We start from the raw sequence: 16,369 nt of genomic DNA, 5'->3' as shown, positions 1-16,369 counted from the left end.
ATATTTCGTCGACATGATTCGGTCGGCCTTCTCCCCGACCACCTCCGCGGTATCCCTCAAACCGAACGGAGTGTTCCGTGAAAGTCGCAGTCCTCGGCGCCGGTGCGATCGGCGCCTATGTCGGTGCCGCGCTCCACCGCGCGGGCGCCGACGTGCATCTCATCGCCCGTGGACCCCATCTGGCGGCCATGAGGCAGTACGGAGTTCGCGTGCTCAGCCCGCGCGGCGACTTCACCGCGCACGCCCACGCCACCGACGACCCGGCCGAGGTCGGCCCGGTCGACTACGTCTTCCTGGGCCTGAAGGCCAACTCGTACGCGGCGTGCGGGCCGCTGGTCGAGCCGCTGCTGCACGAGCGGACGGCGGTGGTCGCCGCCCAGAACGGCATCCCCTGGTGGTACTTCCACCGGCACGGCGGCCCCCACGACGGCCACCGCGTCGAGAGCGTCGACCCCGGCGGGAGCGTCAGCGCCGTACTCGCCCCCGAACGCGCCGTCGGCTGCGTGGTGTACGCGGCCACCGAGCTCGAAGCGCCGGGCGTGGTACGGCACTTGGAAGGGACCCGGTTCTCGATCGGGGAACCCGACCGCAGCGTGTCCAAGCGCTGTCTGCGGCTGAGCGAGGCCATGCAGAGCGGCGGACTGAAGTGCCCGGTCGAACCCGACCTGCGCAACGACATCTGGCTCAAGCTGCTCGGCAACATCTCCTTCAACCCGATCAGCGCGCTGGCCCGCGCCACGATGCGGCAGATGTGCCTGCACGGCGGCACCCGGCGGGTCATCGAGATCATGATGCGCGAGACGCTCGACGTCGCCGAGGCGCTCGGCTGCGAGGTCGGGGTCTCCATCGAACGCCGGCTCGCGGGCGCCGAGAAGGTCGGCGACCACCGCACCTCCACGCTCCAGGACCTGGAGCGCGGCAAGCCGCTGGAACTCGACGTGCTGCTCGCGGCGGTCGTCGAGCTGGCGGAGATCACCGGCGTGCAGGTGCCCACCCTGCGCACCGTGCACGCCATCTCGGACCTGCTCGCGCTGAGGAGCGCCGCATGAGCCGCACAAGCCGTACGAGCCGTACGAGCCGCCCGGGGAAACGGCAGCCGAAGACCTACACCCGGCTCACCCACCCCCTGGTCCGGGACTCCCGCGACGAGCCCTTCCGGCGGGCGACCTGGGAGGAGGCCCTGGACCGCGCGGCCCGGGGTCTGGAGCGCAACCGCGACGCGTTCGGGATGTTCTCCTGCGCCCGTGCCACCAACGAGATGAACTACGTGGCGCAGAAGTTCGCCCGGGTGGTGATGGGCACCAACAACGTCGACTCCTGCAACCGGACGTGCCACGCCCCGAGCGTGGCCGGCCTGAGCGCGGCCTTCGGCTCCGGCGGCGGCACCTCCTCGTACGAGGAGATCGAGCAGACCGACGTCATCGTGATGTGGGGCTCCAACGCCCGCTTCGCGCACCCGATCTTCTTCCAGCACGTGCTGAAGGGGATCAGGAACGGCGCCCGGATGTACGCCGTCGACCCGCGCCGTACCTCGACCGCCGAGTGGGCGGAGAGCTGGCTCGGGCTGAACGTCGGCACCGACATCCCGATGGCGCACGCGATCGGCCGGGAGATCATCCACGCGGGTCTGGTCAACGAGGCGTTCGTCGAGCGGGCGACCACCGGCTTCGCGGAGTACAGGTCGCTCGTCGAGCCCTGGACGCTGTCCCTCGCCGAGAAGGTGACGGGCGTACCGGCCCGCGCCATAAGGGAGTTGGCGCACGCCTACGCGCGTGCCGAGCGTGCCCAGCTGTGCTGGACCCTCGGCATCACCGAGCACCACAACGGCACCGACAACGTCCGCGCCCTGATCAACCTCTCCCTGCTCACCGGTCAGGTGGGCCGCTGGGGTGCCGGGCTGCAGCCGCTGCGCGGCCAGAACAACGTGCAGGGCGGCGGCGACATGGGCGCGATCCCCAACCGCCTGCCCGGCTTCCAGGACATCCTCGACCCGGACGCCCGGCTGAAGTTCGAGTCGGCCTGGGACACGGTCATCCGGCCGCACTACGGGCTGACCCTCACCGAGATGTTCGAGGCGATGGAGGAGGGCACGCTCAGGGCCGTCTACTGCATCGGCGAGAACCCGGCCCAGTCGGAGGCCGACAGCGAGCAGGCGGTACGGCGGCTGGGCGCCCTCGACTTCCTGGTCGTCCAGGACATCTTCCTCACGAGGACGGCGGAGCTGGCGGACGTCGTGCTGCCCGCGACCGCCGGCTGGGCGGAGACCGAGGGCACGACCACCAACAGCGAGCGCCGGGTCCAGCGGGTCCGCCGGGCGGTCACCCCGCCCGGCGAGGCCCGCGAGGACATCGACATCCTCTGCGACCTGGCGGCCCGGCTCGGCCACGACTGGAAGTACCAGGACGCGGAGGCCGTCTGGAACGAGCTCCGCTCCGTCTCCCCCGACCACTACGGGATGACGTACGACCGGCTCGCCGAGCACCAGGGCATCCAGTGGCCGTGCCCGAGCACCGAGGGCCTCGAACCGACGTACCTGCACGGCCGGTTGTGGGAGACGGACCCGGCCAGGCGCGGGATGCCGGCGCCCTTCGGGCTGGTCCGGCACGATCCGCCGGTCGACCTCACCGACGAGGAGTTCCCGATCCGGCTCACCACCGGGCGACGGCTGGACTCCTACAACACCGGGGTGCAGAGCGGCGGTTACGCCTCACCGCTACGGCGCGGCGAGTACGTCGAGCTGTGCCCGGAGGACGCCGAGCGGTACGGGGTGGTCGTCGGCGAGGAGGTCCAGGTGTCCTCGCGGCGGGGCGCGGTGGTGGCCCCGGTCTGGATCGACACGGCGCTGCGTCCCGGTCTCGCCTTCATGACCATGCACTTTCCCGACGAGGTGGACACCAACCAGCTGACGATCGAGGCGAACTGCCCGATCGCGGGGACGGCGGAGTTCAAGGCGTCGGCGATCCGCATCGAGAAGCTCCCGGTCGCGACCATCGTGAGGTGACACAAGTGGACCTGCACTTCGGCGACAGCAAACCGACGGACGACGAACGGGCCGCCGTCGACGCCCTGTTGGGCCCTCCGGAGTCCTCCTGGGAGGGCGCCGACCGTTCCGACGCGGACCTGCGGTGGGCGCGCGGCGGCCGGGAGGCCCGGGACCGCCGCGACCTGCTGCTGCCGGGGCTGCACGCGATCAACGACCGGATCGGCTGGATCGGCGAGGGCGCCCTCGGCTATCTGTGCCGCCGCCTGACCGTCCCCCCGGCCGAGGCCTACGGGGTCGCCACCTTCTACGCGATGTTCTCCGTCAAGCCCCGCCCGGCGACCGTCCTGCACGTCTGCACGGACCTGGCGTGCACGGCGGCCGGCGCGGCCGCACTGTGCGCCGGGGTGGAGGCGGGTCTCGGCCCCGGCGTGCACGTCGAGCGCAGCCCCTGTCTGGGCCTGTGCGAGCGCGCCCCGGCCGCCCTCGCGATCCGGGCCGGGGACCCGGTGCGTACGGCGGTGGCGGCCCCGGCGACCGTCAGGGCGGCCGTCCTCGCGGCCACCGCACCCGACTCGGTGCCTCAGGAGCCGCCGGCCGTGGCGGCCGTACCCCAGGCGGGGCAGGAGGGCCTGACCCTGTTGCGGCGGGTGGGCGTGGTCGACCCGGCCTCGCTCGACGACTACCGGGCGAACGGCGGCTACACCGCCCTGCGGCAGGCCTTCGCGCTCGGCCCCGCCGGGGTCGTCCGCGAGGTCACCGACTCGGGTCTGGTCGGGCGCGGCGGTGCCGCCTTCCCCACCGGCCGCAAGTGGCAGGCCACGGCGTCCCAGCCCGACCGTCCGCACTACCTGGTCTGCAACGCCGACGAATCGGAGCCGGGCACCTTCAAGGACCGCGTGCTCATGGAGGGCGATCCGTACTCCCTGGTCGAGGCGATGACGATCGCGGCGTACGCGATCGGCGCGCACCGGGGCTTCGTCTACCTCCGCGGCGAGTACCCGCGCGCGACCCGGCGCCTCCAGCACGCGATCGACCAGGCCCGTACCCGGGGCTTCCTCGGCGACGACGTCCTCGGGCAGGGCTTCGCCTTCGACATCGAGATCCGGCGCGGCGCCGGGGCGTACATCTGCGGTGAGGAGACGGCCCTGTTCAACTCCATCGAGGGGTACCGGGGCGAGCCGCGCTCCAAGCCCCCGTTCCCGGTGGAGAAGGGGCTGTTCGGGAAGCCGACGGTCGAGAACAACGTGGAGACGCTGGTCAACGTCCTGCCGATCCTGACCATGGGCGCCCCGGCATACGCGGCGATCGGCACGGCGAGGTCCACCGGCCCGAAGCTGTTCTGCGTGTCGGGGAGCGTGGCCCGCCCCGGCATCTACGAACTCCCCTTCGGTGCCACGCTCGGCGAACTCCTCGAACTGGCCGGTGTGCGCGAGAACTTGCGGGCGGTCCTGCTCGGCGGCGCCGCGGGGGGCTTCGTCCGGCCGGACGAACTCGGCATCCCGCTCACCTTCGAGGGCACCCGGGAGGCCGGTACCACGCTCGGCTCGGGTGTGGTCATGGCCTTCGACGACACCGTGCCCCTGCCGCGACTCCTGCTCCGGATAGCCCGGTTCTTCCGCGACGAGTCCTGCGGGCAGTGCGTGCCCTGCCGGGTCGGGACGGTCCGGCAGGAGGAGGCGCTGCACCGGATCGTCGCGCGCACCGGCGCCGAAGCCGCCGCCGACATCGGCCTGTTGCGCGAGGTCGGGCGGGCGATGCGGGACGCCTCGATCTGCGGTCTCGGCCAGACCGCGTGGAACGCCGTGGAATCCGCCATCGACCGTCTGGGGGCGTACGAATGACCGTGACACCGCTGGGGATCCCGCGCCGGCTGCTGGAGTTCACCGTCGACGGCGAGGAGGCGCGGGTCCCGGAGGGCTCGACGATCCTGGACGCCTGCCGGGCCGCCGGGAAGGACGTGCCGACCCTGTGCGAGGGCGACACGCTGCGCCCGAAGAACGCCTGCCGGGTGTGCGTGGTCGAGGTGGAGGGGGCCCGCACCCTGGTGCCGGCCTGCTCCCGGAAGGCCGAGCCGGGGATGGTGGTGCGCACCGGAGGCGAACGCGTCCGGCACAGCCGCAGGATCGTCCTGGAGCTGCTGGCCTCCTCGGTCGACCTGTCGACCACGCCCCGCGCGGCCGAGTGGATCAAGGAGTACGAGGCGAAGCCCGACCGCTTCGGCCCCGACGCGGCCCGCCTGGACGAGGAGCCCAGGGTCGACAACGACCTGTACGTGCGCGACTACGGCAAGTGCATCCTCTGCTACAAGTGCGTGGACGCCTGCGGCGACCAGTGGCAGAACAGCTTCGCGATCTCGGTCGCCGGGCGCGGCTTCGACGCCCGGATCGCCGTCGAGCACGACGCCCCGCTGACCGACTCGGCGTGCGTGTACTGCGGCAACTGTGTGGAGGTGTGTCCCACCGGGGCGCTGTCGTTCAAGTCGGAGTTCGACATGCGGGCGGCTGGCACCTGGGACGCCTCCCGGCAGACGGAGACGACCACCGTGTGCGCGTACTGCGGTGTGGGCTGCAACCTCACGCTCCATGTGCAGGACAATGAGATAGTGAAGGTCACCTCGCCGCACGACAACCCGGTGACCCACGGCAATCTCTGCATCAAGGGCCGTTTCGGCTACCAGCACGTACAGAACCGGGGCTGATCAGACCATGGGACGAGTCACGGAACGACGCAAGGTCATCCGGATCCGCGACGGAGCGGTCTCCGCCCGGCCGGACACGCTCGTCGCCGAGGAACCGCTGGAGATCAGACTCAACGGGAAACCCCTCGCCATCACCATGCGCACGCCCGGCGACGACTTCGCGCTGGCGGCCGGGTTCCTGGTGAGCGAGGGGGTGCTGGCGGAGGCCGGCGACCTGCAGAACATCGTCTACTGCGCGGGCGCCACGGCCGACGGTTCCAACACCTACAACGTCGTCGACGTACGGACGACGCCGGGCGTCCAGCTCCCCGACTTCACCCTGGAGCGGAACGTCTACACCTCCTCGTCCTGCGGGCTGTGCGGCAAGGCGAGCCTCGACGCGGTGCGTACGACGGCCCGCTGGCCGATAGCCGACACTCCCCCGGTCCGGGTGGAGCCCGAGCTGCTCGCGAGCCTCCCCGACCGGCTCCGCGCGTCGCAGCGGGTCTTCGACCGGACCGGGGGGCTGCACGCGGCGGCCCTGTTCGCGGAGGACGGCGAGCTGCTGGACATCCGCGAGGACGTGGGCCGGCACAACGCGGTCGACAAGCTGGTCGGCCGGGCCCTGCAGAACGGCGACCTGCCGCTGTCCCGGGCGATCCTGCTGGTCTCCGGGCGGGCCTCCTTCGAGCTGGCGCAGAAGGCGGTGATGGCGGGCATCCCGGTGCTCGCGGCGGTCTCGGCGCCGTCCTCGCTTGCGGTGGACCTGGCGGCGGAGACCGGGCTGACCCTGGTCGGTTTCCTGCGGGGCAGCAACATGAACGTGTACGCGGGCGAGGACCGCATCGCTCTGCGGGCCGCGGCCGCCCAGGGCTGACCCGGTTCCCCGCGGCACGGCGGCGGGGCCCCGACCGGCGGGGAGCGCCCCCTGCGCCGCAGGGGCCCCGCCTCAGCCGGAGCCGGGCGCCCCGACGCCCGCCGCGGCCTCGGCGAAGGCGGCGACCAGCGGCGAGCGGCGGCCGGCCGCCCAGGCCAGCAGCACCCGGTCGGGTTCGGCGTCGACGACCGGGACGTAGACGATGTCCGGGCGGGAGTACTGCTCGGCGGCCGAGCGGGGCACCATCGTGATGGCCATGCCGGCGGCCACGCACTCGAACTTCTCCTCGATGGTGCGCAGCGGCAGGTCGCCGGGCCGGGGGTCGTTGTAGCGCAGCCACTGCTCGCCGTCGAGGTCCGGCAGGGAGATCTCCTGCTTGCCGGCGAGCCGGTGCCGGTCCGGGAGCATCGCCACCCGGGGCTCGCCGTACAGGGGGCGCAGTTCGAGCCCCGCCTCCCGGACGGGCAGCCGTACGTAGGCGATGTCGACGGTGCCGTCGAGGATCAGCCGCTCCTGGTCGTCCCACTCGACCCGGAGGGCACGCACCTCGATCTCCGGGTGGCCCGCGGAGAAGGCGCGCAGCGCCTCGGTGACCACCACGCCGGCCCGGAAGCCGACGACGAGCCGCCGCCCGCCCCGTGCGGCCTGCCCGACCCGGCGCCGGGTCGCGTCGGCGACGGCCAGCAACTGCCGTGCGTCCTCGACGAGTTGCCGCCCGGCGTCGGTCAGGGTCACACCGTGGCTGTCCCGTACGAACAGCTCGGCCCCCAAGTCCTTCTCCAGGGCCCGGATCTGACGGCTCAGCACCGGCTGGGCGATGTGCAGCCGCTCCGCCGCCCGGCCGAAGTGGAGGAGTTCGGCGACCGCCGCGAAGTAGCGGACCTTGCGCAGATCCAGGTCCATGTCCGCGGCTCCTTCCGGGGTGGCGATGTCTTCAGGGTATCGCCACCGCCGAAAGAGGTCTTGGACGGCGGTTGCCGCAGAGCCGCAGGCTGGAGACGTCCGGACGGGACGGAACACCGGCTTGGAAAGGGATCAGCCATGGGTCTGCAGGGACAGTGTGTCGTCGTCATCGGGGGCACCTCGGGCATCGGGCTCGCGGTCGCCGAGGGCGCGGCACGGGAGGGCGCGCGGGTGGTCGTCGCCTCGCGGCGGCAGGAGAGCGTCGACGCGGCGCTGAAGACGCTGCCGGAGGACGCCGAGGGACAGGTGCTGGACGCCACGGACGAGGACGCGCTGCGCGCCTTCTTCGCCCGGATCGGGGCGTTCGACCACCTGGTGTACACGGCCGGTGACTCGATCCTGCTGGAGACGGTGGCCGGGACGGACATCGCGACGGCCCGGGGCTTCCTGGACACCCGGCTGTGGGGTGCGTACGCGGCGGTCAAGTACGGCGCCGGGTCGATCCGGCCGGGCGGGTCGGTGGTGCTGACCACGGGCACGGCGGGGCGCCGGCCGATGCCCGGGTCGAGCGTCGCCTCCGCGCTGTGCGGGGCGATGGAGTCGCTGACCCGGGCACTGGCGGTGGAGCTGGCGCCGCTGCGGATCAACGTGGTCTCGCCGGGGGTGGTGCGGACCGAGCTGTGGCGGGGGCTGCCGGAGACGGTCCGGGAGGAGCTGTACCGGTCGTCCGCCGAGTCGCTGCCGGTGGGGCGGATGGGCGAGCCGGCGGATGTGGCGGAGGCCTACCTGTACCTGATGCGTGGGGGGTACAGCACCGGGTCGGTGGTGGTCGTGGACGGCGGCGGAACGCTGGTCTGAGCGACCGGCCGGTCAGGCGGGGCCGAGGCGGACGTCGGCGGCGGTGACCACCGTGCCGAGGCGCGGGAAGTCGAGCCGGACGGACGCCTCGTGCTCGGGGCCGGTGAGGGCGGCCATGGCGTCCTCGACGAAGACCAGGTCGTAGCCGAGGTCGCCGGCGGCGCGGGCGGTGGACTCGACGCCGAGGTTGGTGGCGATGCCGCCGAACACCAGCCGGGTGACCCCGAGGCCGCGCAGCCGGGCGTCGAGTTCGGTGCCCTGGAAGCCGCCGATCGTCCGCTTGACGATCTCCACGTCCCCCTCCTTCCTGAGTCCGGCGACGAGCCCGCTGCCCGGCGGCTGCTCCGCGAGCGAGGGCCGTTCGACGCGGATCAGCACCACGGGCGCGCCGGCGGCGCGGAAGGAGTGGGCCAGTTCCTCGGCCGTGTGCAGGACTTCGGTGCCTTTGCGGGGCTCCAGGGGCAGCGCGACGATGCGGTCCATCAGGTCGACGAGGACGAGGGCCGTGTGCGCCGGATCGAGCGCCAGGGGTGCGGTCATGACGGAACGTTAGCCGCCATGAGCCGTCCGTACCGGAAATCCGGATCAACAGGCCCGTGAACTGGTCGCGTTCGGCAGCCGACGGAGGTGCGCTCAGCGGCCGAGGGGCCCGGTGCCGACCGCGGGCCGCGGCTGCGCCGCCGGGGCCACCGCGGGTTCGGCGGCCTCCTGGGCCTCCGGGTCGTGGGCACGGCGCTTGGCGATCACCGCGCACACCATGAGCTGCATCTGGTGGAAGAGCATCAGCGGCAGCACGGCCAGCGAGGCATGGGCGCCGAACAGGACGCTGGCCATGGGCAGCCCGGAGGCGAGGGACTTCTTCGACCCGGCGAACTGGATGGCGACGCGGTCCCCGCGGCCGAAGCCGAGCGCCTTGGCGCCGTACCAGGTGAGCAGGAGCATCACGGCGAGCAGGACGGCCTCGACGAGGAGCAGTCCGGCCAGCCGGGCCGCGCTCACCTGGTGCCAGATGCCCCGGACCATGCCCTCGCTGAACGCGGTGTAGACGACGAGCAGGATGGAGCCTCGGTCGACGAGGCCGAGGATCCTCTTGTGCCGGGTGATGAAGTCCCCGATCCACCGGCGCAGCAGCTGTCCGGCGACGAACGGCACCAGCAGCTGGAGCACGATCTTCACGATCGAGTCGGCGGAGAACCCGCCCCCGCTGTTGCCCAGCAGCGCGGCGGCGAGCAACGGGGTGAGGACGATGCCGATCAGCGAGGAGAAGGAGCCGGCACAGATCGCGGCGGGCACGTTGCCCCGGGCGATGGAGGTGAAGGCGATCGACGACTGGATGGTGGAGGGCACCAGGGTCAGGAAGAGGAGGCCCTGGTAGAGCGGATGGGTGAGCAGTACCGGCACCAGACCGCGGGCCGCCATGCCGAGCACGGGGAAGACCACGAAGGTGCAGGCCAGGACCGTGACGTGGAGCCGCCAGTGGCGCAGCCCGTCGACGGCCTCGCGGGTGGACAGGCGGGCCCCGTAGAGGAAGAAGAGAAAGGCGATCGCGGCCGTGGAGGCGCCGGAGGCCACGTCGGCGGCCGTGTCCCGGGCCGGAAGGAGCGCGGCGAGACCCACCGTCCCGAGCAACAGCAGGACGTACGGGTCGATCGGCATCCGACTGGGCCAGCTCAGGCGTTTCACGGTGCTCCACTTGCGGGTCGGTCAGGGTGTCGTACCGGCGGATACGGCCGGGTAACGGCGGATACGGCCGGGTTGTCGCGGGGGCCGGAGGGGCCCCCTCCATCGTCCTCCTCCGACACTTGATCGGGAATCCGGTATACCACTCTCACTGCCATCGCGTTCCGCGATAACATGTTCGAGTGTACGACCCTTCGCAGCTGCGCACCTTTCTGGCCGTGGCCCAGACGCTCAGCTTCACCCAGGCCGCCCGGCGGCTCGGACTGCGCCAGTCCACGGTCAGCCAGCACGTGCGCCGTCTGGAGGACGCGGCCGGCCGCCAGCTGTTCTCCCGGGACACGCACTCCGTCGAGCTGACCGAGGACGGCGAGGCGATGCTCGGGTTCGCCCGCCGGATCCTGGAGGTGCACGAGCAGGCGGCGGCCTTCTTCACGGGCACCCGGGTCCGGGGCCGGCTCCGCTTCGGCGCGTCGGAGGACTTCGTCCTCACCCGGCTGCCGGAGATCCTGGAGGGCTTCCGGCACGACCACCCCGAGGTCGACCTCGAACTGACGGTGGAGCTCTCCGGCACCCTGCACGAGCAGCTGGCCGCCGGGAAGCTGGACCTGGTGCTGGCCAAGCGGCGTGCCGAGGACCCGCTGGGCGAGCTGGTCTGGCACGACGACCTGGTGTGGATCGGCGCGGAGCGGCTCCGTCTGGACCCCGCCCGCCCGGTCCCACTGATCGTCTATCCCCCGCCCGGCATCACCCGCGCCCTGGCCCTGGAGGCACTGGAGCGCCAGGGCCGCGACTGGCGCATCGTCTGCACGAGCGGCAGCCTCAACGGCCTCCTCGCGGCGGCCCAGGCCGGCCTGGGCGTGATGGCCCACTCGAAGGGCCTGATCCCGCCGGGCCTGTTCCGCGTCCCGGACCGGGCGGGCCTGCCGGAACTGGGCAAGGTCGACTTCGTCCTCGTACACGGCCCGAGACGATCACCGGCCCAGGCAGCGGCAGACGCCCTGGCAGCGGCGATCCTGGCCAGCGGAGCCCACTTGAGACGGCCCTAGCCACAGCGCCCCGCCAGGGGCGCGGGGAACCGAGCTACCAGCCCCCACCGGCCCGCGCCGTCACCACAACCCCTGGTAGGTCAGCTGCTTCACCCTCCGCAAAAACGGCATCGCCTCCACATGCTGCACCCCTTCCAGCCGCCCCACCGGCCCGCTCAGGTACGCGTACAGATGCGCCGTGTCCCGCAAGACCGTCGTCACCACGACATGCGACGGCCCGGCGGTGGCCGCGGCCGACGCCACCTCGTCATGGGCCGCCAGCGCCTCGCCCACGGAGTGCATCGCGGCCGGCGTCGTGGTGATCCACAGCACCGCGGACTTCGAGAATCCCAGCACCTCGGACCGGTACTCCACGTCGATGTACACCGCCCCGGAACCGATCAGCGCGGCCAGCCGCCGCTTCACCGAGGACTCGGACCGCCCCGTCGCCCGCTGCAACTCCGGATACGTCGCCCGCCCGTCCCGCTCCAGCGCGGCGAGCAGCGGCGCGTCCTCGGGCTCCAGCCGCGCCGGCCCCGCGGCCTCCAGCCGCGCCGGCCCCGCGGCCTCCGGCGGCGCCGGCCGCAGCGCCGCCGCCTGCTCCTCGGACAGCGCCCCGAACTTCCGCACCCACCCCGTCGGCCCCCCGTAGAACCGGTGCAGGAGCTGCTGCGCCCGGATCTCCACCACGCTCGGGGTCCGCGGCAGCTTGCCGAGCAGCAGGTCGTCGTGGTCGCCGGCGTGGCGCGGCCGGGTCATGCAGGCGATCTCCGTGCCGCCGGAGGCCAGCCCGATCCAGGCGGTGTCGGGGCGCTTGGCGAGGGCGTCGGCGATGACGGTGGCGCCGTCGGGCGCGCAGCGCAGCCGGAGCATCCACTGGTCCTGGCCGAGCCGCTCGGCGTCCCGGACCGCGACGACCCGCAGCCCGGCCTCGGCGCACAGCCGCCGGTAACGGCGGGCGACCGTCTGGTCGGAGACGCCGAGCACGGCCGCGATCCGGCTGAAGGAGGCGCGGCCGTCGACCTCCAGCGCGCTGAGCAGTTGCAGGTCCAGCGGATCCAGCGTGTCGGATTCCAGCTCCAGCATGGCGACTCCCGTCGGGTTCCGTCGCGCGGCGGAACCTCACCGCCCCGAACCGTATGCGCGGCGGGACCCGCGGAGTGACGAAATCGGCCACCCCGGCGCAGTCATCAGAGGGCGCTCCGGCACCCCGCCCCTGACCGGCGGGTAACCGGCCGGGGGCCGTAATCGGGACGTACAGATTCCGTGGAGATTACGGAGCCGGAACTTACTGAACCGTAAGGATTCTGTCCGACCCTTCCCCATGTGGGCGTATTTTCCGTGCGCAAGCGCGGTCATACGAGAGCAATGCTCGTTTTCGCACCCCCTCCCGAACGGTCTTCCGGTGGGGTAGCTTTCACGGCGCTGTGCGGAGCGTCACTACTACCGTCACTGTGGAGCGAGGAGCGGGGAGCGGGGTTTGCGCGAGTTCACCAACCCGCCGTTGGCGTCGGCACCGCCGGTCGGCGGTCTGGCCGACACCGTGTTCGAGCATGCCCGGACGGACCCGCTGCACGTCGCGCTGGGCCGCAAGGACGAGCTCGGCCAGTGGCGTGACGTGACCGCCGCCGAGTTCCGCGACGAGGTCCTCGCCCTCGCCAAGGGGCTCCTCGCCCGGGGCATCCGCTTCGGCGACCGGGTCGCGATCATGTCCCGCACCCGCTACGAGTGGACCCTGTTCGACTTCGCGCTGTGGACGATCGGCGCCCAGGTGGTGCCGGTCTACCCGACCTCGTCGGCGGAGCAGTGCTTCTGGATGCTGTACGACGCCGAGTGCACGGCGGCGATCGTGGAGCACGAGGACCACGCGATGACGATCGCCACCGTCATCGACCGGCTGCCCCAGCTGCGCCAGCTGTGGCAGCTCGACGAGGGCGCGGTGCAGGAGCTGTACGACGCGGGCGCCCACCTCGAGGACGACGTGGTGCACCGGCACCGGCAGGCCGTCACCCCCGACTCGGTGGCCACGATCATCTACACCTCGGGCACCACCGGCCGCCCCAAGGGCTGTGTCCTGTCGCACGGGAACTTCATGTACGAGGCGGACACGGTCGTGGCCCGCTGGGAGTCGGTGTTCCGCGCGAAGAAGGGCGAGGAGGTCTCCACCCTGCTCTTCCTGCCGCTCGCGCACGTCTTCGGGCGCATGGTGGAGGTGGCGGCGATCCGGCACGGGGTCCGCTTCGGCCACCAGCCGCAGCTGCACGCGGCGGCGCTCCTGCCCGACCTGGCCGCGTTCCGGCCGACGTTCATCCTGGCCGTGCCGTACATCTTCGAGAAGGTGTTCAACGCCGCGCGGCGCAAGGCCGAGAAGGACGGCAAGGGCGGGCCGTTCGAGAAGGCGGTCGAGATCGCGGTGAAGTACGCGGACGCGGTCGAGGCGAAGGCGTGGGGCACCGGGCCCGGTCCGTCGGCGTCGCTGCGCATGCAGCACCAGCTCTTCGACAAGCTCGTCTACTCCAAGGTGCGGGCGGCGATGGGCGGCCGGATCCGCAACGCCATGTCCGGCGGCTCGGCGATGGACCGCCGGCTCGGCCTGTTCTTCGCCGGCGCGGGCGTGCAGATCTACGAGGGCTACGGCCTGACCGAGTCGACGGCGGCGGCGACCGCCAACCCGCCCGAGCGCACCCGGTACGGCACGGTCGGGCAGGCCATCCCGGGCTCCACCGTGCACATCGCGGACGACGGGGAGATCTGGCTGCACGGCGGCAACGTCTTCCAGGGCTACCTGAACAACCAGAAGGCCACCGACGCCACCCTGCACGACGGCTGGCTGGCCACCGGCGACCTGGGCTCCCTCGACGAGGACGGCTATCTGACGATCACCGGCCGCAAGAAGGAGATCCTGGTGACCTCCGGCGGCAAGAGCGTCTCCCCCGGTGTCCTGGAGGAGCGGGTCCGGGACCATCCGCTGGTCAACCAGTGCATCGTGGTCGGCAACGACCGCCCCTACATCGCCGCCCTGGTCACCCTCGACACCGAGGCGGTCGAGCACTGGCTGACCATGCGCGGCAAGCCGCAGATGTCCGCGGCCCAGCTGGTGCGGGACCCCGACCTGGAGACCGAGGTGCGGCGCGCGGTGGTGGCCGCCAACACCCTGGTCTCACAGGCCGAGTCGATCCGTACGTTCCGTATCCTCGCCCAGCCGTTCACCGAGGAACACGGCTTGCTGACCCCGTCGTTGAAGCTGAAACGCAAGGCGATCGAGAACGCCTACGCCAACGAGGTCGAGGCCCTGTACCGGGCCTGACGGCACCTCACCTTCCTTTTGTCAGCTGATGTTGACCCGGAAGATCTTGTCCGAGCCGTCCGGCTCGTTGCCGTTGTTGTCGCAGTTGGTGGTGGACAGCCACAGCTGGTCGGCGCCCGGCACCTTGGTCACGGTCCGCAGCCGGCCGTAGGTCCCGACGTAGTACGCCGTCGGGGTGCCGACGTTCTCGGTGTCGCCGTTGATCGGGATGCGCCAGAGCCGTTCGCCGCGCAGGGACGCCATGTAGACGACGTTGCGGACGATGGCGATGCCGCTCGGGGACGCCTCGGAGACGTTCCAGGTGGCCTTGGGGTTGGTCATCCCGGCGACCGAGCAGGTGCCCTCGCAGGTCGGCCAGCCGTAGTTGGCGCCGGGCTTGATGAGGTTCAGCTCGTCCTTGGAGCTGTTGCCGAACTCGGCTTCCCACAGGCGCCCGTTGCGGTCGAAGGCGAGGCCCTGCGGGTTGCGGTGGCCGAGGCTGTAGACGTAGTTGCCGAACGGGTTGCCGGGGGCCGGCTTGCCGTCGGTCGTCATGCGCAGGATCTTGCCGTTGAGGGAGTTCTTGTCCTGGGCGAGGTCGGGTGTCTGGGCCTCCCCGGTGGAGACGTAGAGGTAGCCGTCGGGGCCGAAGAGGAGCCGGCCGCCGTTGTGGTAGCGGTTCTTCTTGATGCCCTGGAGCAGGATCTTGTAGTCGCTGAGCTTGGTGCCGTCGTAGGTCATGCGCACGACCCGGTTGCCCTCGTCGGCGGTGTGCATGAAGTAGACGTAGTGGTTGGTCTCCCACTTGGGGTCGACGGCGACGCCCAGCAGGCCGCCCTCGCCGTTGGTGGTGACGGCGTTCGGGACGGTCCCGACCTGGGTCCGGGTGCCGTCCTTGGTCACCTTCCAGACCCGGAAGTCGTCCCGCTCGGTGACCAGCGCGGTCTTGCCGTCGGGCATCCAGTAGGTGCCCCAGGGGATGGTCCAGCCGCTGGAGAGCGTGGCGATGGAGGAGGGCGTGCCGCCGTCGGTGGCGCAGGCCTTGGTGGTGAAGGTGACGGCGTTGCTCGGCTGGGAGACGTTCCCGGCCGCGTCCCGGGCGACCACGTCCAGGGTGTAGGGGCTGTCGCAGGCGAGACCGGTGAGGGTGCTGGTCGTGCCGCCGGTGACCGTCTGGTAGACGGTGGTGCCGCTGCGGATGTCGTACGCGGTCACCGCCCGGTCGTCGGTGGACGCGCCCCAGGAGAGGTCGGCGGTGTTCGCGGTGATGTTCGTCGCGGACAGGGTGCCGGGGGCGGTGGGCGGGGTGCTGTCGCTGCTCGGCTGGGTCGTGCAGTCGACGACGGGGCTGGCCGGCGAGGTGTTGCCGGCCGCGTCCCGGGCGATGACGGTGAGGTCGTAGGTGGTGTTCGGGGTGAGCCCGGTGAGGGTCTTCGAGGTCGAACTCCCGGCCGTCTCACCGATCTTGTTGCCGTGCTCGTAGAGGTCGTACGCCGTCACGCCCACGTTGTCCGTGGCGGCGCCCCAGGCGAGGGTGAGCGTGTCCTCGCCGATGGCGGAGCAGGACGGCTGGCCGGGGCGGGTGGGGGCCTGGGTGTCGGCCGCCGCGGCGAGGCTGACCTTGTCCAGGTTGGGGCCGCCGTTCGCGGTGGTCGCGGTGGCGCGGATCTTGTTGCTGCCCGCGGTGAGCGGGACGTTCACCGTCTTCGTCACCCAGGTGTTCCAGTCGGCGGTGGCCGGGAAGGAGACGCCGGAGGCGACGACCGTGCCGGTGACGGAGATGTCCATCGGCCGGTCGGTGTCGGTGCCGTTGGCGAAGCGCACGGCGAGCGCGGAGGTGCCGGCGGTGGCCGCGCTCACCGTGAACTCCACGTACGAGCCCTTGATGTTGGTGTAGTCGACGAAGCCGGTGCCGGTGTAGCCGGTGTGGTTGGTGGCGACGGTGCCCTGGGAGATCGTGGCGTCCTCGGCCTGGTAGTCGGTGGCCGCCCGCGCGGTCCCCGGCAGCAGGGCGACCAGCGGGACGGCGAGGGCCAGCGGCAGGGCGCGGGCCAGCAGGGTTCTGGGTGTCATGACGGTC

13 protein-coding genes are annotated in these 16,369 nt (G+C 71.8%); 8 read left to right on the top strand and 5 right to left on the bottom strand.

Going from position 1 to position 16,369, the window contains the following annotated elements; translation table 11 throughout:
- Window positions 1-77 precede the first annotated feature (77 nt).
- The 5 genes from ACGF5O_RS23790 to fdhD are packed head-to-tail and all read left to right on the top strand — an operon-like array spanning window position 78 to window position 6,537.
- Complete coding sequence (locus ACGF5O_RS23790; protein ID WP_393811875.1) at window positions 78-1,049, top strand: 2-dehydropantoate 2-reductase; 972 nt, start codon at window positions 78-80, stop codon at window positions 1,047-1,049.
- Window positions 1,046-3,001 (top strand): molybdopterin oxidoreductase family protein, encoded by a 1,956-nt coding sequence (locus ACGF5O_RS23785; RefSeq protein ID WP_393811874.1) that lies wholly within the window; start codon window positions 1,046-1,048, stop codon window positions 2,999-3,001. Before ACGF5O_RS23790 ends, ACGF5O_RS23785 begins: the two co-directional genes overlap by 4 nt.
- A gap of 5 nt (window positions 3,002-3,006) precedes the next feature.
- Window positions 3,007-4,824, top strand: a complete 1,818-nt coding sequence (locus tag ACGF5O_RS23780) for an NADH-ubiquinone oxidoreductase-F iron-sulfur binding region domain-containing protein (protein WP_393811940.1) — start codon at window positions 3,007-3,009, stop codon at window positions 4,822-4,824.
- Window positions 4,821-5,681, top strand: coding sequence for a 2Fe-2S iron-sulfur cluster-binding protein (locus ACGF5O_RS23775; RefSeq protein ID WP_393811873.1), 861 nt, complete (start codon window positions 4,821-4,823; stop codon window positions 5,679-5,681). The genes ACGF5O_RS23780 and ACGF5O_RS23775 overlap by 4 nt, the downstream gene beginning before the upstream one ends.
- 7 nt (window positions 5,682-5,688) lie before the next feature.
- Window positions 5,689-6,537: a formate dehydrogenase accessory sulfurtransferase FdhD gene (fdhD, locus tag ACGF5O_RS23770; RefSeq protein ID WP_393811872.1), complete on the top strand. Its 849-nt coding sequence runs from the start codon at window positions 5,689-5,691 to the stop codon at window positions 6,535-6,537.
- A 72-nt stretch (window positions 6,538-6,609) separates the two neighbouring features.
- Here fdhD and ACGF5O_RS23765 read toward each other — a convergent pair whose 3' ends face one another.
- Window positions 6,610-7,440, bottom strand: coding sequence for a LysR family transcriptional regulator (locus ACGF5O_RS23765; RefSeq protein WP_393811871.1), 831 nt, complete (start codon window positions 7,438-7,440; stop codon window positions 6,610-6,612).
- A gap of 138 nt (window positions 7,441-7,578) precedes the next feature.
- Here ACGF5O_RS23765 and ACGF5O_RS23760 point away from each other — a divergent pair, with 138 nt between their 5' ends.
- Complete coding sequence (locus tag ACGF5O_RS23760) at window positions 7,579-8,298, top strand: SDR family oxidoreductase (protein ID WP_393811870.1); 720 nt, start codon at window positions 7,579-7,581, stop codon at window positions 8,296-8,298.
- A 12-nt stretch (window positions 8,299-8,310) separates the two neighbouring features.
- Here ACGF5O_RS23760 and ACGF5O_RS23755 read toward each other — a convergent pair whose 3' ends face one another.
- Window positions 8,311-8,838 (bottom strand): isochorismatase family protein, encoded by a 528-nt coding sequence (locus tag ACGF5O_RS23755; protein WP_393811869.1) that lies wholly within the window; start codon window positions 8,836-8,838, stop codon window positions 8,311-8,313.
- Between the two features lie 93 nt (window positions 8,839-8,931).
- On the bottom strand, window positions 8,932-9,981 hold the full coding sequence (locus ACGF5O_RS23750; protein ID WP_393811868.1) for a bile acid:sodium symporter family protein: 1,050 nt from the start codon (window positions 9,979-9,981) through the stop codon (window positions 8,932-8,934).
- Window positions 9,982-10,160: 179 nt separating this feature from the next.
- Here ACGF5O_RS23750 and ACGF5O_RS23745 point away from each other — a divergent pair, with 179 nt between their 5' ends.
- A complete protein-coding gene (locus ACGF5O_RS23745; protein WP_393811867.1) occupies window positions 10,161-11,024 on the top strand; it encodes a LysR substrate-binding domain-containing protein in 864 nt (287 codons plus the stop codon).
- 60 nt (window positions 11,025-11,084) lie between these two features.
- Here the strand turns inward: ACGF5O_RS23745 and ACGF5O_RS23740 are convergent, their stop codons facing one another.
- On the bottom strand, window positions 11,085-12,086 hold the full coding sequence (locus tag ACGF5O_RS23740) for an Lrp/AsnC family transcriptional regulator (protein ID WP_393811939.1): 1,002 nt from the start codon (window positions 12,084-12,086) through the stop codon (window positions 11,085-11,087).
- A 397-nt stretch (window positions 12,087-12,483) separates the two neighbouring features.
- Here ACGF5O_RS23740 and ACGF5O_RS23735 point away from each other — a divergent pair, with 397 nt between their 5' ends.
- Complete coding sequence (locus ACGF5O_RS23735) at window positions 12,484-14,310, top strand: AMP-dependent synthetase/ligase (protein ID WP_393811866.1); 1,827 nt, start codon at window positions 12,484-12,486, stop codon at window positions 14,308-14,310.
- 21 nt (window positions 14,311-14,331) lie between these two features.
- Here the strand turns inward: ACGF5O_RS23735 and ACGF5O_RS23730 are convergent, their stop codons facing one another.
- Entirely contained in the window at window positions 14,332-16,362 is a 2,031-nt protein-coding gene (locus ACGF5O_RS23730; protein ID WP_393811865.1) for a PQQ-dependent sugar dehydrogenase, read from the bottom strand.
- Window positions 16,363-16,369 lie beyond the last annotated feature (7 nt).

Origin of the sequence: Streptomyces sp. NPDC048291 (assembly GCF_043201715.1) — a bacterium.
Lineage (GTDB): Bacteria > Actinomycetota > Actinomycetes > Streptomycetales > Streptomycetaceae > Streptomyces.
Note: the sequence above shows the minus strand (reverse complement) of the source record. Positions and strands in the feature narration are given on the sequence as shown.

Excerpts from the sequence above, each read along its gene's own strand:
- ACGF5O_RS23785 (WP_393811874.1), top strand. The coding sequence starts at position 1,046 with ATGAGCCGCACAAGCCGTACGAGCCGTACGAGCCGCCCGGGGAAACGG.
- ACGF5O_RS23755 (WP_393811869.1), bottom strand. The coding sequence starts at position 8,838 with ATGACCGCACCCCTGGCGCTCGATCCGGCGCACACGGCCCTCGTCCTC.
- ACGF5O_RS23775 (WP_393811873.1), top strand. The coding sequence starts at position 4,821 with ATGACCGTGACACCGCTGGGGATCCCGCGCCGGCTGCTGGAGTTCACC.
- fdhD (WP_393811872.1), top strand. The coding sequence starts at position 5,689 with ATGGGACGAGTCACGGAACGACGCAAGGTCATCCGGATCCGCGACGGA.
- ACGF5O_RS23765 (WP_393811871.1), bottom strand. The coding sequence starts at position 7,440 with ATGGACCTGGATCTGCGCAAGGTCCGCTACTTCGCGGCGGTCGCCGAA.
- ACGF5O_RS23760 (WP_393811870.1), top strand. The coding sequence starts at position 7,579 with ATGGGTCTGCAGGGACAGTGTGTCGTCGTCATCGGGGGCACCTCGGGC.
- ACGF5O_RS23730 (WP_393811865.1), bottom strand. The coding sequence starts at position 16,362 with ATGACACCCAGAACCCTGCTGGCCCGCGCCCTGCCGCTGGCCCTCGCC.